This window comes from Klebsiella sp. Lac1 (assembly GCF_009825425.1).
Classification (GTDB): Bacteria; Pseudomonadota; Gammaproteobacteria; order Enterobacterales; family Enterobacteriaceae; genus Klebsiella; species Klebsiella electrica.
This window is the reverse complement of the sequence record NZ_VJZJ01000001.1, coordinates 2,017,208-2,032,532: the sequence shown is the minus strand read 5'-3', so window position 1 is coordinate 2,032,532 and position 15,325 is coordinate 2,017,208. Positions and strand designations below refer to the sequence as shown.

The following is a 15,325-nucleotide window of genomic DNA, read 5'->3' as shown; positions in this document are numbered from 1 at the left end:
GAAAAGCGATCTCCGCCTTCGGTACGGCGGAGGGCATCGGGTTTAAGTGTGGTCGAAAATCCCGGCACTAGCCAGCCGGACGCCATTTGCTCTGCTGTTGCATCTGGCTTGCCCCCCTGGGCAATAAAAAAGGGGGCGCTGCCCCGATGAGGGTTCCGCTTGATATCGCTCACGGCAACGGAAACTGTTGAAAGGCCGGATGGGCTTCGGCGATGTCGCGATGGGCGCGAATATTCTGGAAGTCATGCGCCTTAACCACGTCGGGGATCATTGCCTGAATAAAGGTCCATACCACGGCGCTGGTGACCGAGACCTGATCGAGCCGGGCGTTGGGCGCGCGATTTTCCAGCGCGGCGTTCCATTCCCGGCAGGCCGCCAGCAACTGCCAGGTGATGCGTTCGATCCACGGTTGATGCTGTTTCTCTGGCGGCCGTAAGCGCTGCTCGTAAACATGCTGTACGGCTTTTTCGCTGGCAGCCAGAATTAATCCCAGCGTCTGAAGATCTTCGGCCAGTGCAGGGGCGGCGACGGGGAGCAATTTACACGGCATCTCCGCCTGGGATTCGAAGTAATTGAGGATCAGCGTCGAGTCCATCAGCCGTATGGCGTTATCCAGAATCAGCGTAGGCGCTTTAACCACCGGGTTGATTTTTGAGAACGGCTCAACGGCACTAAATACCGACAGCGGCAGATGTTCAAATTCGACGCCGTACAGCGCCAGAGATACCGCCACGCGTCTCACGTAAGGAGAGTCCATCATGCCAATGAGTTTCATCATGATTCCTGTTTTCCTGTCTCTGAAAGGAGAATTCCGGGCTAATCAAGGTGCCAGAGAGGGCTATCACGGCGCGCGTCGCCCCTGGCAGCACAGAGACATTACGCTAAATGGCCGATGACGAATATTACGCATTTCTTACCTGAGATGTCAGAATCACTGACCGGTATTGTCGCCTGCGGTGTAAACCGCAGGGTTATGGTAACGTTGACCTCCTGGAGCGGGAACACAAGGAGCTGCTTGATGTCGGATTACCCACCGATCGCCAGTTTACGCAGTTTTGAGGCCGTGGCCCGGCTTGGTAGCGTGACGCTGGCGGCGAAAGAACTGCATGTCACCCATTCTGCGATCAGTCAGCAAATTAAAGTGCTGGAAGAGATGCTCGGCGTGAGATTGTTTATTCGTCACGGACGCGGGGTGCAGATTAATGAAGAGGGGCGACTATATGCGATGCATGTTCGCGAAGCGCTGAATCATATCGCCGATGCGACTCGCCTGGTCCACGTTAAGCCGCGGACGACAACGTTAACCCTGGCCGCGGTGCCTTCTTTTGCCAGCCACTGGCTATTGCCGCGCCTGGGTAGCTTTCGCGCCAGATATCCCCACATTACCTTGCGACTGCTTGCCAGCCTGACGGTTGCCAATCTGCAGCAGGAGGCGGTGGATATCGCCATTCGCATGGGGAAAGGCGACTGGGAAGGGCTGGAAAGCCGCTATATGTTCGCCGATGAGCTGATTGTGGTGGCCGCGCCGCAGTATAACGGCGGCTTGCTGCCCGCGACGCCGCAGGAGGTGGCGGCCAGCCAGATTATCTTTTCGATGGAGTCGTGGAAAGCCTGGTGCCTGAAGGCCGGGCTGGAGCGAGAGATCGTCGCCAGCGGACTCTGTATTAACGATTCGAATCTGGTTCTGGAGGCCGTTCGACTCGGCAATGGCATCGCGCTGGAGCGGCGCTCGCTGGTGCAGGGCGCTATCGACCGCGGAGAGCTGGTCCAGGTCACCGCCTGCTCTGCGCCTTATCCCTGGCCGTACTGGCTGGTCACCCCGCAGCAAAGTGAAAAGAAGGCGGAAGCGGCGGTGTTCATCGCCTGGCTTAATGAAGAACTTGCGGCCTGGCGTCAGCGGGGAGATTTGCCAGCGCCGCTCTAGCAGTGCTCCGGCCATGCAACGGGCGCGCTTAACGGTCGGCGGACTGGGCAAACTCTCGCGCCAGCGCCAGAAATGCGGCCAGCCCGGCGGAGGGGTGGCGTCTGCCGGGTGTCCCTGGTGATTCCAGCGCCCGCCGTGCTGGTTGGCTCCGCTTCCCGTCCAGGTTTCGCTGGCGTAACGGCCGGTCACCAGACGATAGAAAATCATGCAAAAGTTCCCGCCTTTCAGGCAGCTAACACGTCTCAATAACGACATTTGTCATGTTTCATTTTAGTCATTTGTCGGGTTGTTGAGGGGGTAATCGCGGGCACGGTTGCCAGGGAGGCAGGATTATGCAGTTGACTACGGAGACCTTTTTATTTGTTATTTTTGTAAGCTATTGATTTTCATTAAGAGTAATGACAGCTTTGAAAAAAGGGTGAGATGAGTAAATTTGAGGTTTTTTATATATAAAACAAAGAAGTGAGTTGATATTATTTCAGTGCACTGCCGTACAGGCAGCTTAGAAAAGGACGGAACGCTCTACGGCTTCAACGACGAGGTGCACTGCCGTACAGGCAGCTTAGAAAGGGAACTTTAACCGGGGCAGGACATACCCACTTGTGCACTGCCGTACAGGCAGCTTAGAAATCCTTACGACGTTGCTCCTTTGCCCTTTGCCGGTGCACTGCCGTACAGGCAGCTTAGAAAGTGCTGCACATTTTGAACAGGTTGCAGGGGATGTGCACTGCCGTACAGGCAGCTTAGAAAAGAAACTGTATGGGTGCCAGCCTGGAGCATGTGTGCACTGCCGTACAGGCAGCTTAGAAAATACCCAACCCCATAGCACGGCCCTCTCTGGTGTGCACTGCCGTACAGGCAGCTTAGAAAATGCTCGCAGCCGCCCCGCAGGAGGTGAATAGGTGCACTGCCGTACAGGCAGCCTGGGACGCATTAACTCGCTGATTATCAGAATAAATTGTGCCATTCATTTCTGGACGATAAACTGGAAAATCAGGCACGGCCGAAAATAGTGATTCGAGAGGACCGACCGCTGGACGGTCCGCCATTTTCGCTTTATCAGCCCGCCATTCAGCTTCTACTGCTGCAACACCTCAGCAAATTTCGCCAGCCATTGCGGATGCGCGGGCCACGCAGGTGCGGTGACCAGGTTGCCGTCGACATGCGCCTGATCGATACCTATTTCAGCATAATGCCCGCCGCTGAGCCGCACTTCCGGCGCGCAGGCCGGATAAGCGCTACAGGTCCGGCCTTTCAGTATTCCTGCGGCGGCCAGCAGCTGCGGGCCATGGCAGACGGCGGCAATGGGTTTGTGCGCGGCGTCGAAGGCCTGTACCAGTTTGAGCACCTCATCGTTCAGGCGCAGATATTCCGGCGCTCGTCCACCGGGGATCAGCAGGGCGTCATAATCCTGTTCTTTTACTGCCGCAAAATCAGCGTTGAGGACAAAGCGGTGTCCGGGTTTCTCGCTATAGGTCTGGGCCCCGTCAAAATCATGGATCGCCGTCATGATATAGTCGCCTTTGCTCTTGTCCGGGCACACCGCGTCAACCTGGTGGCCAATCATCTGCAATGCCTGGAACGGCACCATGGTTTCGTAATCTTCAGCAAGGTGAGGATTGCGTACACGCACGCCTTAAGGTGTACACAAATGAACGCGGTTTTTTATGTATGACATTGATTTTAAGATTTTATTTTGTTTTTGTTGTCACTTTTCGCAAATGGTTGTACACATCTGAATCTTGTTGTTTATGCTAGTACATGCGATATTGAGTACAGATTGAGTACATAAATCCCAAAATCGATGAGTACAGAAAATAATATGGCGATCAGTGACACGAAGCTACGTTCTATCTATGGTAAACCATATTCCGGCCCATCTGAAATTACTGATTCTGATGGGCTTGGGATTCGTATAACCCCCAAAGGGGTTATCAGCTTTCAATTTCGGTTTCGCTGGGAGGGAAAGCAGAACCGAATGGGGCTGGGGCGCTACCCGGCGCTGACGCTACGCGAGGCTCGCAATATAGTTGCAGATTTGAGGGAGTCAGCAGATAAGGGCATTGATCCACGGTCGCTAGCTGGCAACAACAAATCCAAGGATAAACCAACGGTAAAGGACTGCCTGGACTATTGGAAAGAAAATTATGTTGATGTGACCTTGAGGGAGAAAACGGTCGCGCTTTATAAATCCACGGTTATAAAGCAGATGAGAGATGCCTTTTCAGGTATACCGATCGAGGATATTCCCGTGCGTATGTGGGTTGAGAGGTTCACTGAAGAGGAGAGAATCAACCCTCGCCGAGCCCGCCACTTGTTGATACAGCTACGTTCGGCTATTGGCTGGTGTATGCGCCGACAGTTCATCAGTACAACTGAACTGATGCTTCTACAGCCGAAAGACATTGGCGTAAAGCCAGCGGTTGGCGAGACTACTCTCAGCTATAACCAGCTCGCAAAAATCTGGATGGCTATAGAGCGTAGTCGCGGGTCTACTTCTAACCGGTTGCTTCATCAGTTACTGATGCTTTACGGCGCCAGAAATAGTGAACTGCGGCTGGCTATAAAAGGTGAGTTTGACAGAGAGGAGGGGCTCTGGATCGTGCCGGCTGAAAAAAGCAAAACCAATAAAATTATCAGGCGTCCAATTTTCTCTGCTGCAGATGATTTACTGAAAAAGGCCGAAATGACTTATGGAAATGTACTTTTCCCGGGTGAAGATCTGAAAACCCCGATGACCATTTCTGGCGCAAATAAATTCCTCAGGCGAATAAAAGATTCATTGGGTTTTGGTGAGTTCTCTTCTCATGACTTTCGTCGCACCCTGGCAACCCGGCTATCTGAAGAGGGAGTAGCCCCGCACGTTATTGAAAAAATGCTGGGGCATGAACTGGGCGGCGTGCTTTCTGTCTATAACAAGCATGACTGGATTGCTGAACAGAAAGACGCCTACGATCTGTATGCTGAAAAAATATTCTGGCACATCAGGAAGATTTCTGGTTAATGCCCCCGTTTAAGATCCACTCCACGACAGCAGAGCGCAGGTACTGCTTAGGGTAGGTGCGGATCGGTTTTGGGAAATTATAGCGCTCTGTATATTTACGGATGGTCATGCGTGAAGAAACGCGGATCATCCTCATTGCCTCTTCCTCGTCAATCATTTCAATGTCTACCATATTTCCCACCTCACACCACTTTCAGGCCACAACCGTGGCGCCACATTTCAAAATCTTTACCCACCCGCAACCTCTTCTATATCGCCGTCTGTCAGTTTTCCGGTCCGCTTCAGATCTTCCAGACGGTAGGAGGCATGCTCGCGATTCAATGCATACAGATACACGGAGCAACAGATCCCATCATCAGATTCAAACTGAACATCAAACAGGCGCCAAATGCGGCCATTAACTTCTACGGAAAGAGGTTGTTTAATCACATTCCATCCCCCGAAGATGACTCGATGGCCTGGTCTGCCAGGCGGATACAACGCTCGAATGAAGAAGGCGTGACGATCTTTTTTAACTCTTTCACGAGGTAATCGTTATGCAGCTGGCTGATCCGCATATTTGTTTCCTTCTCCTGCTGGCGAAGAACGGCAAGGCGGGCTGTCACGATGCGACGCTTATGCTTTACAGTCCTCAAAGCGAATTCTGCTGTTTTCCTCCAGGTTTTGTTGCCGGCATAGAGCGCAAGCTGAGTCTCGATATTTACCTGAGCCAGTTCAGCATTCGCCAATTGCTCAAGGCATTCACTGATAGTGTTCAGGTTGCTTGTATCGACGATGATTTTATTCATTACTTTCCAGCCTCCCGGATCAGATGTTTGTAAGCCCTAAGAGCGTGTTTATTTTGGCCGACCAGCACCGTTTTCATGATGAAAAAACCGCTGCTCTTGCTGGTCATACCCGGTGTCAGGAACAGAGCTACATCAATCGCCCGTTTGTGCCGGCGGAACTCAAAAACAGAACTGGTAACCGTGATGGTCGAAACCGACCCCTGATCGCTAAAATCTATTTTCATCCAGAACCTCTTCTAACCTTTCGAATACATCTTCCTGCAGCGGCATAATCACCATGAACGGGTTACCGAAAAGGTGGCGCGTAACCGGATCAAGCATTACTTCACAGGGAGCTGTCGGACCGTAGGGCTTAAACACAACCGGGCCGAAATTGCTCTTAAACATTTCGTACGGCAGCGCAAGCGTCCTGGCTGAGAACAACGGGAATTCTTTGCATGGCTCTGCTTTTTCAGGCAGTACCTTGCTAAAGTCCGGGTACTCGCAATCGATCTTCTGCAATACGTTGGAAGCGAACGGCTCGCCGTCTTCATCCATATGAATAAGTACCCACCCATCGTCATGCATGGCAAATAGCACACCTTCTGACTCTTCCGGGATTTCACCGCGCACAATGAAAACGTCATCAATAGTGGTATCAGCCCCATGTTCCATTGCAACTAATGTCGCGCCATTGGTGGCTCTGATATGCGTTGGCGTGATGTAAACGCCCTGAAGATACGTCCGCTTATCATCCGGTTTTGCTGTGCAATAGAGCGCCGCACGTAAAATATCTGTCGGGAATAATGCTTCCATCTTCAATTCCTCTGAAAGCCCGGCACCCGGCCGGGCTGGTGGATTATTTGACCTGGATAAATGGAGTGCCGGCGCCGCTGGTCATGTACTGGGGAAGGGTGCCGTTCCATTTGTTGATGGCTTCCAGCTGCATAACCTCCGGATTCTGGCGAAGCGCATCACCGCGAATACGGATGGATTTTGCTTCTGCCTCCGCCAGTTTGAGCTTTGCATCTGCCTGGCCATCAGCTTCGGCGCGCAGCATGTTCGCTTCCGCTTCACGCTGTTTAACTTCCTGCTCGCGCTGCAGCGTTTTCTGGTTGGCCGTCACCTTGGCGTTAATGCTGTCGATCACCGTTGGCGGGTATTCTGGTTTGCCAACATACGAAAGACTGACAACCTGGATACCGACCGGCCCCATTTCCTCCTGAATCTCCTTAAGTGCGTTGGTCAGCAGATCGGCCTTGCCACCATCAATAAAACGGTCAGTGCTCATACGGCTGGACAGGCGATTAAGGGAGTCCGCGATTTTCTGGCGCAGATCGGTGTCGGTGATATCGTCTACCCCTTTGCGGTAGGTCTGGAAAACGGTTGTGACTTTGGTCGGATCAACCTTGTACGCCACGCCGATGTGGTAGCCGATGGTGGTGCCGTCGCTCATCTGGAAGTTGAAAGCGTCTTCATACGTTTTCATCTGCTTGAAGGTCGGGAAGATATAAACCTCAGTATTCCAGCCGGTCCAGTAGCGGCCGACGCCGACCACTTCGCCAACACCTTTGTCATCGCCCAGCTTGTTTACCTTGATACCAACATTGCCGGGTTCAACACGATCGCAACCAACCAGGCTAACGGCGGAGAGAGCAAGCAGCGCGGCCAAAATTACTTTTTTCATTTCATATCCTTTTTTTCAGAAAGACCCTTAAAAATGGCGTAGATGCACGGCGGGGTCAGAAATGCCAATGCCAGCCCGGAAATAACGGCTACCGTGTCCTTCATCGAAATAAGAGAAGGGACAAACAGGCCGTAGACGCTACCGACAAGCAGCAGCGCGATAACTACTCGGGAATATCGGGAATAGACTTTCATCAGTACCCTCAAAACGGTTTCTGCTGCATGAGCTCGCGGTATTTATGGGTAAGGGCGTCGTGACGGTCCTTCCATTTCTGGATCTGGCGTTTGCGGGCCATGATTCGTATCAGGCGGCGATAAGTCCGGTGATGCGCGTCCCAATAGCGTTCTGTAAGCTGCCCGCGGCTAAACTCAATGCAGCCCGTATCGTCGTTTTGACGTTCGTAGCCGCCTTCGTGGGTGGAAACCCCTTGCTTGTCGAAGACGAACTGAACCATGAAGTGAACCAGGTTATTTAAAGCCGAGCTGCGACTAAGGAAGCGACGGCGGCGGCCATGACGACAGATCACATACACTGGTGACTTGCGAACGCCGAACGCCGAATCATTTGCTGAATATTCTTTGTTGTCTGTCATTTTCCGTCCTTCGCTCCGTTGTATTTTTCGTGGGTCATTACTTCCCAGTTCCGGCCGCCATCTCGGGAAAGAAGGCGCCAGCGCTGGTTAACTTTGAGACTGAGGTAACCAGTCCGACGAATACGTCGCGGGAGAATCCTCCGGCGCCGGTACCGCATCAGGATCTGCAGCGCCTGCAGGTGTATCCGTTCAGGAATGCGAATTGCTGTTAGTGCCACAGTGATCCTCCGTCTCGGGTGCTATTACCTGATATCCAGCTTCCTGAGCCAGTTCGAGAAAAGCCTCAGGCGAGCAGAATGTTTCTTCTTTGCGGAGTGGGTATTGTTTGACGAATTCACCATCCTCCAGCTCAATAACCACCCGCCCGGTAAATCCCGGTTCGCAACTTAATTGCACCATTGGTGGCGGCGCGGGAATAAGTACGCCACGATATTCAATCATTCTCATTATTTAGCCCTCGGCTTTTAATGACTGTTCGGCCAGTGTTGCAATGAGTGCATTCATAAAATCCACGCCATCGGGCGTTAGTTTATTAACTCCCATGCAATTCGAATAATGTTCAGAAATTAAACTTTCTGCCTGCTCGCGTTTATGGATGTCATAAATCATCGCTTCAAAAAATTTAATCAGTGCCTTCGTTAAAATATCTTCATCAAGCTCTACAGGTAAATCCGAGCCATCTTCCAGTTTGACTATCTGGAAGTGGCTTCCTGTTCTTCTCATCATTGAATCCAGCTTTGCCCGAACGAGGTGGCGGCGACGCGTTTCAATCAGATTTGTTTTCACGGCGCGCCTCCTCTTCTTTTTCCCGACGTTTCTCCTCTGCTTTGACCCATAGAAAAACACCCGAAGATAAATTCAAGCATAATCCCAATAGCGCGGAGGTTTGTCTTTCGCCAATACTTTTGGAACTTGAAAGCATAAGATCTAATAACTCAGTGAGGTTCTCTATTTCTAACGATACACTCTCAATGCTTTTGTCATTAGTTGGGTCCCACATAATTACCTCCCGTACGCTTTTCGCAGGTATAACGCTGCAATTATTTCGTGTCCGCTCATCGCGTACAGGCGGGCTGATTTATATGCTGTTTGGTCGATAATAAAAGTCATAATCCCGCCCATATTTAGATTTTGAGAACTATTGTTTTTGGTGTTCCTTTTCACCGATAGCGGCGAGAATCAGTGCTATGGGAGGTGGAACATCTGCGAGATGTAAAATCCCCGAGGCGGCCAGAATGGTTGTATCTACAGCCCCGCAGCGTCCATCGATATGGCAAGAAAGCATTTTTTCAATGTTCCACTCCTCAGCTGTTTTAACCCAACCCTGCAACGTGCAGGCAACCATAGGCACACCGTTAGCCACGCAGAATTTATGCAATTCACCTTGTAGGCGGGATACTTCTGCTTTGACTTCCTCACTGATAATTAAATCTTTCATTTGTAATTTCCTTAATTTTGGTTGAGTTTGGCCACGGCGTTTAAGCCGTATTAAATCTGTTATTCGAATTTACAAAGGGTTCTTCGATGCTTCTTCGACTAAATACGCAGTAACGGAACCTATAAGGTTTGATAAAAGTGAAGCCACTGCCTCAATATCATGATCAGTTAATTTGCTTGGGTACTGCTCAAGCATTCTTGAAACTAAGTCAGCTTGACAAGCTTTTTCCGCGGCTTGATGCAAAGTAATATCAGGCATTCTCACCATCCTTATACCCAATTGAATAAGTCGCAGATTTGGCAATTTTATTTGTTGCAATGGCTAACTCTGCAAGGTCGGTAATTACACCACAAAGATGGCTTAATTTATCTTTGTCAATGCTTTCCTCATTACTTAAAGTAAGTGCGGTAAGGCCGATATGACCGATGGCCTCAAGTAGAGAAATGGTTTTTGTATCGCAATCAGAAGCTATGGCGTCGAAATCGATTCCGTGGCATTGAGAGTCATTACTCCTAAAGCGATAATCGGGAATGTCTACTAACTGATAGAATTTATTTGTACTCACACGCTCATCCTCTCAAACTGCAATTAAACAGTTTCGTTACAGGCGTAACAATCTTGAAACCATAATCAAGATTTACTTGATGAATAGAGGTTAGCCTTGCGGGATTGATGCGTCAAGTTAAACTTGATGTTTTTTTTGAGTGTACATGAATAAAAGGATAGAACGGGCCAAAGCCCGTTATTTATCAAATATTAACCGAATCTATTAATGTTGAATGGAACTGAAGAAATGACTTTGGACTGGATGTAAAGCATGTTAAGAGCATCCTTTTCAATGCTCCACGGCTGATAGTTGGAGTTGTCAGAGAGTACAACAATTTTGCTGCCAATTTTTTGTAAACGCTTTACATAGCACTCACCTTCAAAACAAAAAGCATAAATGCCATCCCCGTCAAAGTATGTCACTGTTTTATCGAGGAATAATAGGTCTCCCGGTGCTATCGTAGGGGTCATGCTATCTCCCCTGGCATTGCCAATTTCGATATTTTTAAAGGGTCTGTTACCCACCAGGCGCCGAGCATATTCAGGATCAAGTTCAATGGAGCGAACAACATTAAGAAAATCTGCTCTTACATGCGTTCCATCGCCACAACTGAACTCAACATCTAAGACGGTGAAGACAACACTATCAGGTTTTTTTGGGGGAACGTCTGGAGCGTTAAAGCTTGGGGCGGAATCTTCACCCAAAAACCAGGATTGTGGATATCCACTGAGTTCGGCCAACTTCGCCAGCCTTTGCCCTCTTGGGAAGGTTTTCCCGGTAGTCCAATACTGAACTGACTGCGCACTTACGCCCAGTTGCCTTGCCAGCTCAGCCTGGCTCCAGCCTTTAATATTCAGTAATTCTAAAATCCGGTTATCAGTCTTTGTAACCGCAGCCATCTGTAACTCTCCCCCGCAAGTTTTGATGAAATCATATAAAGCTGTCCTTGATTTTAAGTTTACAACATAAGCTATCAACTTGCATGTTAATTAAAACTTGATGTAATCTATTTAAATCAAGTGGAACTTTATGTGAGGTTGCTATGAATGATGATGTTCGTGATCGCTTGCGCGGCCTGACGTCTCAAAGAGCTATCGCGAAGCGTTTAGGTATTACCCCACAGGCTGTGAATCAGTGGTTTAACAAGCCGCATATCCCGCCACGTTTCGTATTGCCTATTTGTGAATTAGTCAGGTGGAAGGTTACTCCACATGAAATTCGCCCGGATTTATATCCTGGCTTCATGGATGGAATTCCTGAGGCGTTAAGGACCGGAAAAATGCCTTTCGCTATGTCGCCACCTGCCACAGCAGGCTAACAGAAACCGCTTTCGATTCTAGAGGTGTGACATGTCACCAGAAAACCAGCACAGGCTGTTTTAACCGGAGGCGTTATGTACCCGGATTATGTACAGATTGAAATGCCTGCGCAGTACAGCCAGGCAGATGCAGCCTGGATACAGGAACATCTGTTGCGGTTGCCGTCATCGCTGCGACGGAAAATAGCCCTGAAGTATTCAGAGGTTTACGAAATCGAGTTTAACGCTGAGCCCGTTTCATACCGGCAGGAGAACCGGGCTCGGCATGAAGCCAATGTGAGGCTTCGCAGGTTCGTGGATGCACACGGACGCGCGCTGCAGGGGTATACGACCCAGCCACCCCTGGCCGGATCACGGTAACGATCCGTTGGTCACCAGGCTTAAAGGTGCCGGGTGATAGCAGGGAACCATCCTTGACTGTTTTTTGTTCTGCGTACCAGTTTGCGAGTACATGGGATGGGGGAGAGGGAAGAGGGGGGTTTGGGGGGAGTTGGGAGTTAGGGCAGGAATAGAGTCCTTTTCCAACAGACAGGTACATGGGTTAGGTAGGTACCGATCTTGAAGACAGAACCATAAAAGAGCGGTGCACTAGCAAACTGGTACACGGTATCCCGGTAAGAGGTCAGGAAGGTTTCTTCCTGGAAGAGTAGAACTCAAAAAGGGCTGACAATGCTTAACATCACACCGAACTTTGCACAGGAACGCGGGCTTAACATGCTGCGGCGCACCTGGAAGGCGCACGATTCCTTCATGGTCTACTCACCGACCGGAAGCGGAAAAACTGGCCTGGCTGCGTTTATCGCCGCCGGTCTGGTCAGTCGCGGTATGCGTGTTCTGTTTGTCGCCCCTTATACGATTCTGATTAACCAGACCGCCCAGCGCTTTACAGAATACGGGTTGCCGGAAGACCAGATTAGTTTTATCTGGCGTGATCACCCGAACTACGACCCTAATCTGCTGATCCAGATTGCGAGCGCTGACACGCTAATCAGGCGTGAATTTCCAAAAAACATCGATCTGCTTATTGTTGATGAAGCACACCTGCGTAAACGCCGCATCCTGAAAGAAATCGAACGGATCACAACGGAGAAAAAAGCGAAGGTTATCGGTTTATCTGGTACCCCGTTTGCGCCGTTCCTGGGCCATTACTATCAACACCTGATTAAGCCAACCACGATCGGTGAATTGATCCAGCGTGGTGACCTCAGTAAATACGAATTTTTCGCTCCAACAAAACCGGATTTAAGCGGGGTAAAAACGAAGTCCTCTGTGGAGTTCGGTACTGATTATGACGAATCCCAGCTGGCGGAAATCATGTGCGGTTCTGACCTGGTGGGCGATATCGTCGATAACTGGCTGCGTAATGGCCGGGACCTTCCTACGGTGGCGTTCTGCGTCAATAAGGCCCACGCAAACTTTGTAACCATGCAGTTTAACAAGGCGGGCATTAACGCTGAGGTCATGGTCGCAGAAACACCCCACGAAGAACGGCAGGTGATGATCCACCGCTTCGAGACTGGCGCCACAAAAATAATCGTCAGTGTGGGTGTGCTGGTGGCCGGTTTTGATAGTGATGTTCGCTGCATTATCTACGCCCGTCCGACAAAAAGTGAAATTCGCTGGCTGCAGGCGCTGGGACGAGGACTGCGTACTGCACCCGATAAAGACGCCTGCCTGATCTTCGATCATAGCGGTACGGTTCACCGCCTCGGATTCCCTGACTCCATCGAGTATGACGATCTTCCTGCAAAAAATGACGGCATGAAAGAGTCCGCCGGCCGCGCAGCTGAGGAACGCGAAGAGAAACTTCCGAAAGAATGTTCTGAATGTCATTTCATGAAACCCGCCGGTGTTTATGTCTGCCCGAAATGCGGCTTTAAACCGCTGGCAGGGCAGGACGTGGAAACAGATACCGGCAGAAACATCAAAAAACTGAAAAAAGGCGAAAAGGTTCACACCAAAGCCGAAAAACAATCCTGGTGGAGCCAGATCAAATTCTATCAGCGTCAGCGCGAATCGATGGGGAGCCCCGTTAGTGATGGCTGGTGCTCGCATACCTTCCGCGACAAGTTCGGCGAGTGGCCGAATGAGTTAAGCGATTTCCCGATGGAGGTTACCCCGGTAGTCAGCAACTACATCAAGCATAAGCAAATAGCTTTCGCAAAAGCGCGCCAGCGTGAAAAAGAACAGCCTGGAAATTCAGGGGACACGGACGCTGAACGCACCAACTTCGCACTACAGGCCATAAACGAAATTCGCAGTAATTTAGGGAGAAAGACCGCATGAAAACGGCTGAAGCCGCAAAGGGCCAATGGTCCATGATTTTTGAGCATTACGGGCTGCCGCCGATCACCGGGAAAAATCACTTTAAGGGGGAATGCCCGGTATGTGGTGCCAGGGGGAAATTCCGTGTCGATGATCGTGACGGGCAGGGGACATGGATTTGCGTATGTGGTAGCGGCGATGGGATGAAGCTGCTGACCCAGACCTTGCAAAAAAGCTTCTCGGCCATTTGTGCAGAAGTGGATCAGCTGATTGGCAACACCTTCCGGCGCATTGATGTACCTGTAACCAGCGATGCGTCGAACCTGCGGAAAAAGGTTATCAGGAAATTTTCTAAGCTGGTGGCACTGAAGGGGACCAGCGCCGCTGATTATCTCCTTAGCCGCGGCATAACCCGGTTACCCGCTGAAGCTGTGCGATTCAATGACCGTCAGCGGCATGCAGGAAAAGTGTTCCAGTCTCTTTATGCCCTGGCTACGGATGATAAAGCGGAATTGTGTTACCTGCATCAGACGCTTCTCGATGGCGATAAGAAAGCACAGATCGGCGTAAGTGCCAGAAAGCTTAAATCGCTGCAGGAGGATAACTATCTGGATCATGCCCGCTCTGTGGCCATCCGCATGTTTCCCATATCAACAACACTCGGAATTGCTGAAGGCATCGAGACGGCGCTTTCCTGTTATCAGGTTTATGGCGTCAATACCTGGGCGGTGATTAACAGCGGCTTCATGAAGAAATTCCGCGTACCGGCGGGTGTGAAGACTCTCATCATTTTTGCTGACATGGACAAATACTCAGCCACCGGGCATGCCGCGGCGTTCGAATGCGCCCACGCAAACCTGATGGCAAAAAACGACCTCGTTAAAGTCTGCATCCGCTGGCCGGATAACGGGGATTTCAATGATTTTCTCATGAACGGCGATCAGGTTCGTGAGCAGGTCTTTTTTAAGAAGGTGGCCGCATGAAACTGGAAGCATCGTTAAAGCATTTCAGCCCGCAGGGGATGCATATCACCGACGACGTGAAAAGCACATCGCCGAATCGCCTGAATGGCACAGACATTATGACCGGGATCGGGGTGACCAGCAGTCGGGCACGGTTCGGGCTGGCGGCGTTCTTCGGCAAGACGGGAATCAGTAAGACCGATGAGCAGCTGGCGGTGCAGGCGCTGGCGCGACATGCCCTTGATACAGCACCAAAGAACGTGCGAAAGGCCGCGGGTAAAGCGCTGGGGCGCTGCTGCCTGATTCTGGCGCAATTTGCCTTTGCAGAGTATTCCCGTTCAGCTGAAACAACCGGGATCTGTAAGGCATGCGAGGGTGGTGGTGTAACCAAAGCAGTTGAGGAGGTTGTTAAGCACCCCGGAATATACAAAAGCGACGGCGAGGAAATTGTCGCCCCGATTATCAGGCAGGAGATAGTATTACGGCAGTGCGTTGTATGCGGTGGGAAGGGGGCCATTAACGCCCGCTGCCGCTGCGGTGGCTCTGGACGGGTTCTGGATCGAAAAGAGACCAAAGAGCAGGGGGTGCCGGTTTATAAAACCTGTGAGCGCTGTTCGGGAAATGGTTTTTCAACGATGCCGTCTACGGCTGCGTACAAAGCGATTCTGACGCTCATTCCAGACCTGCACGTCAGAACATGGACCCGTAACTGGAAACCCTTCTGTGATGCGCTGGTGGACGTATGCTGGAAGGAAGAGCGCCATGCTGATAAGGAATTTCAAAAAGCGACCGATTTTTAAAACAATGGCGACAATATTTTG

General features: G+C 50.7%; 25 protein-coding genes and 1 CRISPR repeat array. Of the genes, 7 read left to right on the top strand and 18 right to left on the bottom strand.

The features are described 5' to 3' along the window. Positions 1-169: 169 nt before the first annotated feature. Positions 170-775: a glutathione S-transferase gene (locus FNY10_RS09865; RefSeq protein WP_131048033.1), complete on the bottom strand. Its 606-nt coding sequence runs from the start codon at positions 773-775 to the stop codon at positions 170-172. Positions 776-1,018: 243 nt separating this feature from the next. Between FNY10_RS09865 and FNY10_RS09860 the strand changes: the two genes are divergently transcribed. Continuing rightward, positions 1,019-1,924, top strand: coding sequence for a LysR substrate-binding domain-containing protein (locus FNY10_RS09860; protein ID WP_131047974.1), 906 nt, complete (start codon positions 1,019-1,021; stop codon positions 1,922-1,924). Positions 1,925-2,405: 481 nt separating this feature from the next. Next, positions 2,406-2,854: direct repeats of the CRISPR family, unit length 28 nt; unit sequence GTGCACTGCCGTACAGGCAGCTTAGAAA. Between the two features lie 148 nt (positions 2,855-3,002). On the opposite strand, the gene FNY10_RS09855 is transcribed toward FNY10_RS09860, so the two are convergent. Continuing rightward, the gene (locus FNY10_RS09855) at positions 3,003-3,557 is read right to left on the bottom strand and encodes a DJ-1/PfpI family protein (protein ID WP_032716401.1); all 555 of its coding nucleotides are present in this window, start codon (positions 3,555-3,557) and stop codon (positions 3,003-3,005) included. A 189-nt stretch (positions 3,558-3,746) separates the two neighbouring features. On the opposite strand from FNY10_RS09855, the gene FNY10_RS09850 reads away from it, so the two are divergent. Continuing rightward, positions 3,747-4,928, top strand: coding sequence for a site-specific integrase (locus FNY10_RS09850; protein WP_160704664.1), 1,182 nt, complete (start codon positions 3,747-3,749; stop codon positions 4,926-4,928). Here FNY10_RS09850 and FNY10_RS09845 read toward each other — a convergent pair. The 16 genes from FNY10_RS09845 to FNY10_RS09770 form a co-directional block, all read right to left on the bottom strand. Next, the gene (locus tag FNY10_RS09845; RefSeq protein ID WP_115192988.1) at positions 4,909-5,100 is read right to left on the bottom strand and encodes an AlpA family transcriptional regulator; all 192 of its coding nucleotides are present in this window, start codon (positions 5,098-5,100) and stop codon (positions 4,909-4,911) included. The two genes, FNY10_RS09850 and FNY10_RS09845, sit on opposite strands and share 20 nt — an antisense overlap. Positions 5,101-5,156: 56 nt before the next feature. After that, positions 5,157-5,357 carry a hypothetical protein gene (locus FNY10_RS09840; protein ID WP_160704666.1) on the bottom strand — a complete coding sequence of 67 codons (201 nt, stop codon included), beginning with the start codon at positions 5,355-5,357 and terminating at the stop codon, positions 5,157-5,159. Continuing rightward, positions 5,354-5,716, bottom strand: coding sequence for a hypothetical protein (locus FNY10_RS09835; RefSeq protein WP_160704668.1), 363 nt, complete (start codon positions 5,714-5,716; stop codon positions 5,354-5,356). The genes FNY10_RS09840 and FNY10_RS09835 overlap by 4 nt, the downstream gene beginning before the upstream one ends. After that, the gene (locus tag FNY10_RS09830; protein WP_160704670.1) at positions 5,716-5,940 is read right to left on the bottom strand and encodes a hypothetical protein; all 225 of its coding nucleotides are present in this window, start codon (positions 5,938-5,940) and stop codon (positions 5,716-5,718) included. The genes FNY10_RS09835 and FNY10_RS09830 overlap by 1 nt, the downstream gene beginning before the upstream one ends. Further along, on the bottom strand, positions 5,924-6,511 hold the full coding sequence (locus FNY10_RS09825) for a hypothetical protein (protein WP_160704672.1): 588 nt from the start codon (positions 6,509-6,511) through the stop codon (positions 5,924-5,926). Before FNY10_RS09825 ends, FNY10_RS09830 begins: the two co-directional genes overlap by 17 nt. A gap of 43 nt (positions 6,512-6,554) precedes the next feature. Beyond that, entirely contained in the window at positions 6,555-7,382 is an 828-nt protein-coding gene (locus FNY10_RS09820) for an SPFH domain-containing protein (protein WP_160704674.1), read from the bottom strand. Beyond that, complete coding sequence (locus FNY10_RS09815; RefSeq protein WP_160704676.1) at positions 7,379-7,576, bottom strand: hypothetical protein; 198 nt, start codon at positions 7,574-7,576, stop codon at positions 7,379-7,381. Before FNY10_RS09815 ends, FNY10_RS09820 begins: the two co-directional genes overlap by 4 nt. 8 nt (positions 7,577-7,584) lie before the next feature. Then, entirely contained in the window at positions 7,585-7,974 is a 390-nt protein-coding gene (locus FNY10_RS09810; protein WP_160704679.1) for a hypothetical protein, read from the bottom strand. Further along, complete coding sequence (locus FNY10_RS26880) at positions 7,971-8,192, bottom strand: hypothetical protein (protein ID WP_416309045.1); 222 nt, start codon at positions 8,190-8,192, stop codon at positions 7,971-7,973. The genes FNY10_RS09810 and FNY10_RS26880 overlap by 4 nt, the downstream gene beginning before the upstream one ends. Beyond that, positions 8,164-8,421 (bottom strand): hypothetical protein, encoded by a 258-nt coding sequence (locus FNY10_RS09800; RefSeq protein WP_160704681.1) that lies wholly within the window; start codon positions 8,419-8,421, stop codon positions 8,164-8,166. Before FNY10_RS09800 ends, FNY10_RS26880 begins: the two co-directional genes overlap by 29 nt. Before the next feature lie 3 nt (positions 8,422-8,424). Then, the gene (locus FNY10_RS09795; RefSeq protein ID WP_416309046.1) at positions 8,425-8,760 is read right to left on the bottom strand and encodes a hypothetical protein; all 336 of its coding nucleotides are present in this window, start codon (positions 8,758-8,760) and stop codon (positions 8,425-8,427) included. Then, positions 8,741-8,974 carry a hypothetical protein gene (locus FNY10_RS09790; protein ID WP_160704683.1) on the bottom strand — a complete coding sequence of 78 codons (234 nt, stop codon included), beginning with the start codon at positions 8,972-8,974 and terminating at the stop codon, positions 8,741-8,743. Before FNY10_RS09790 ends, FNY10_RS09795 begins: the two co-directional genes overlap by 20 nt. A gap of 138 nt (positions 8,975-9,112) precedes the next feature. Further along, on the bottom strand, positions 9,113-9,412 hold the full coding sequence (locus FNY10_RS09785; protein WP_160704685.1) for a hypothetical protein: 300 nt from the start codon (positions 9,410-9,412) through the stop codon (positions 9,113-9,115). A 69-nt stretch (positions 9,413-9,481) separates the two neighbouring features. After that, entirely contained in the window at positions 9,482-9,670 is a 189-nt protein-coding gene (locus FNY10_RS09780; RefSeq protein ID WP_160704687.1) for a hypothetical protein, read from the bottom strand. After that, complete coding sequence (locus tag FNY10_RS09775; RefSeq protein ID WP_160704696.1) at positions 9,663-9,977, bottom strand: hypothetical protein; 315 nt, start codon at positions 9,975-9,977, stop codon at positions 9,663-9,665. The genes FNY10_RS09780 and FNY10_RS09775 overlap by 8 nt, the downstream gene beginning before the upstream one ends. A gap of 191 nt (positions 9,978-10,168) precedes the next feature. Further along, positions 10,169-10,858: an XRE family transcriptional regulator gene (locus FNY10_RS09770; RefSeq protein ID WP_160704698.1), complete on the bottom strand. Its 690-nt coding sequence runs from the start codon at positions 10,856-10,858 to the stop codon at positions 10,169-10,171. A 143-nt stretch (positions 10,859-11,001) separates the two neighbouring features. Between FNY10_RS09770 and FNY10_RS09765 the strand changes: the two genes are divergently transcribed. From FNY10_RS09765 to FNY10_RS09750, 5 genes are all read left to right on the top strand, one after another. Then, positions 11,002-11,277, top strand: coding sequence for a YdaS family helix-turn-helix protein (locus FNY10_RS09765; protein WP_160704700.1), 276 nt, complete (start codon positions 11,002-11,004; stop codon positions 11,275-11,277). 75 nt (positions 11,278-11,352) lie between these two features. Continuing rightward, a complete protein-coding gene (locus FNY10_RS26875; RefSeq protein ID WP_227699362.1) occupies positions 11,353-11,637 on the top strand; it encodes a hypothetical protein in 285 nt (94 codons plus the stop codon). A 354-nt stretch (positions 11,638-11,991) separates the two neighbouring features. Continuing rightward, positions 11,992-13,563 carry a DEAD/DEAH box helicase gene (locus FNY10_RS09760; RefSeq protein ID WP_416309052.1) on the top strand — a complete coding sequence of 524 codons (1,572 nt, stop codon included), beginning with the start codon at positions 11,992-11,994 and terminating at the stop codon, positions 13,561-13,563. After that, positions 13,560-14,525, top strand: a complete 966-nt coding sequence (locus tag FNY10_RS09755) for a toprim domain-containing protein (RefSeq protein WP_160704704.1) — start codon at positions 13,560-13,562, stop codon at positions 14,523-14,525. The genes FNY10_RS09760 and FNY10_RS09755 overlap by 4 nt, the downstream gene beginning before the upstream one ends. Further along, positions 14,522-15,304, top strand: a complete 783-nt coding sequence (locus FNY10_RS09750; protein ID WP_160704706.1) for an antitermination protein — start codon at positions 14,522-14,524, stop codon at positions 15,302-15,304. Before FNY10_RS09755 ends, FNY10_RS09750 begins: the two co-directional genes overlap by 4 nt. The last annotated feature ends 21 nt before the right edge of the window (positions 15,305-15,325 follow it).

Coding starts and splice junctions, on each gene's coding strand:
- FNY10_RS09865 (WP_131048033.1), bottom strand. CDS start 775: ATGAAACTCATTGGCATGATGGACTCTCCTTACGTGAGACGCGTGGCG.
- FNY10_RS09860 (WP_131047974.1), top strand. CDS start 1,019: ATGTCGGATTACCCACCGATCGCCAGTTTACGCAGTTTTGAGGCCGTG.
- FNY10_RS09850 (WP_160704664.1), top strand. CDS start 3,747: ATGGCGATCAGTGACACGAAGCTACGTTCTATCTATGGTAAACCATAT.
- FNY10_RS09845 (WP_115192988.1), bottom strand. CDS start 5,100: ATGGTAGACATTGAAATGATTGACGAGGAAGAGGCAATGAGGATGATC.
- FNY10_RS09835 (WP_160704668.1), bottom strand. CDS start 5,716: ATGAATAAAATCATCGTCGATACAAGCAACCTGAACACTATCAGTGAA.
- FNY10_RS09830 (WP_160704670.1), bottom strand. CDS start 5,940: ATGAAAATAGATTTTAGCGATCAGGGGTCGGTTTCGACCATCACGGTT.
- FNY10_RS09825 (WP_160704672.1), bottom strand. CDS start 6,511: ATGGAAGCATTATTCCCGACAGATATTTTACGTGCGGCGCTCTATTGC.
- FNY10_RS09820 (WP_160704674.1), bottom strand. CDS start 7,382: ATGAAAAAAGTAATTTTGGCCGCGCTGCTTGCTCTCTCCGCCGTTAGC.
- FNY10_RS09815 (WP_160704676.1), bottom strand. CDS start 7,576: ATGAAAGTCTATTCCCGATATTCCCGAGTAGTTATCGCGCTGCTGCTT.
- FNY10_RS09810 (WP_160704679.1), bottom strand. CDS start 7,974: ATGACAGACAACAAAGAATATTCAGCAAATGATTCGGCGTTCGGCGTT.
- FNY10_RS09800 (WP_160704681.1), bottom strand. CDS start 8,421: ATGAGAATGATTGAATATCGTGGCGTACTTATTCCCGCGCCGCCACCA.
- FNY10_RS09790 (WP_160704683.1), bottom strand. CDS start 8,974: ATGTGGGACCCAACTAATGACAAAAGCATTGAGAGTGTATCGTTAGAA.
- FNY10_RS09785 (WP_160704685.1), bottom strand. CDS start 9,412: ATGAAAGATTTAATTATCAGTGAGGAAGTCAAAGCAGAAGTATCCCGC.
- FNY10_RS09780 (WP_160704687.1), bottom strand. CDS start 9,670: ATGCCTGATATTACTTTGCATCAAGCCGCGGAAAAAGCTTGTCAAGCT.
- FNY10_RS09770 (WP_160704698.1), bottom strand. CDS start 10,858: ATGGCTGCGGTTACAAAGACTGATAACCGGATTTTAGAATTACTGAAT.
- FNY10_RS09765 (WP_160704700.1), top strand. CDS start 11,002: ATGAATGATGATGTTCGTGATCGCTTGCGCGGCCTGACGTCTCAAAGA.
- FNY10_RS26875 (WP_227699362.1), top strand. CDS start 11,353: ATGTACCCGGATTATGTACAGATTGAAATGCCTGCGCAGTACAGCCAG.
- FNY10_RS09760 (WP_416309052.1), top strand. CDS start 11,992: ATGCTGCGGCGCACCTGGAAGGCGCACGATTCCTTCATGGTCTACTCA.
- FNY10_RS09755 (WP_160704704.1), top strand. CDS start 13,560: ATGAAAACGGCTGAAGCCGCAAAGGGCCAATGGTCCATGATTTTTGAG.
- FNY10_RS09750 (WP_160704706.1), top strand. CDS start 14,522: ATGAAACTGGAAGCATCGTTAAAGCATTTCAGCCCGCAGGGGATGCAT.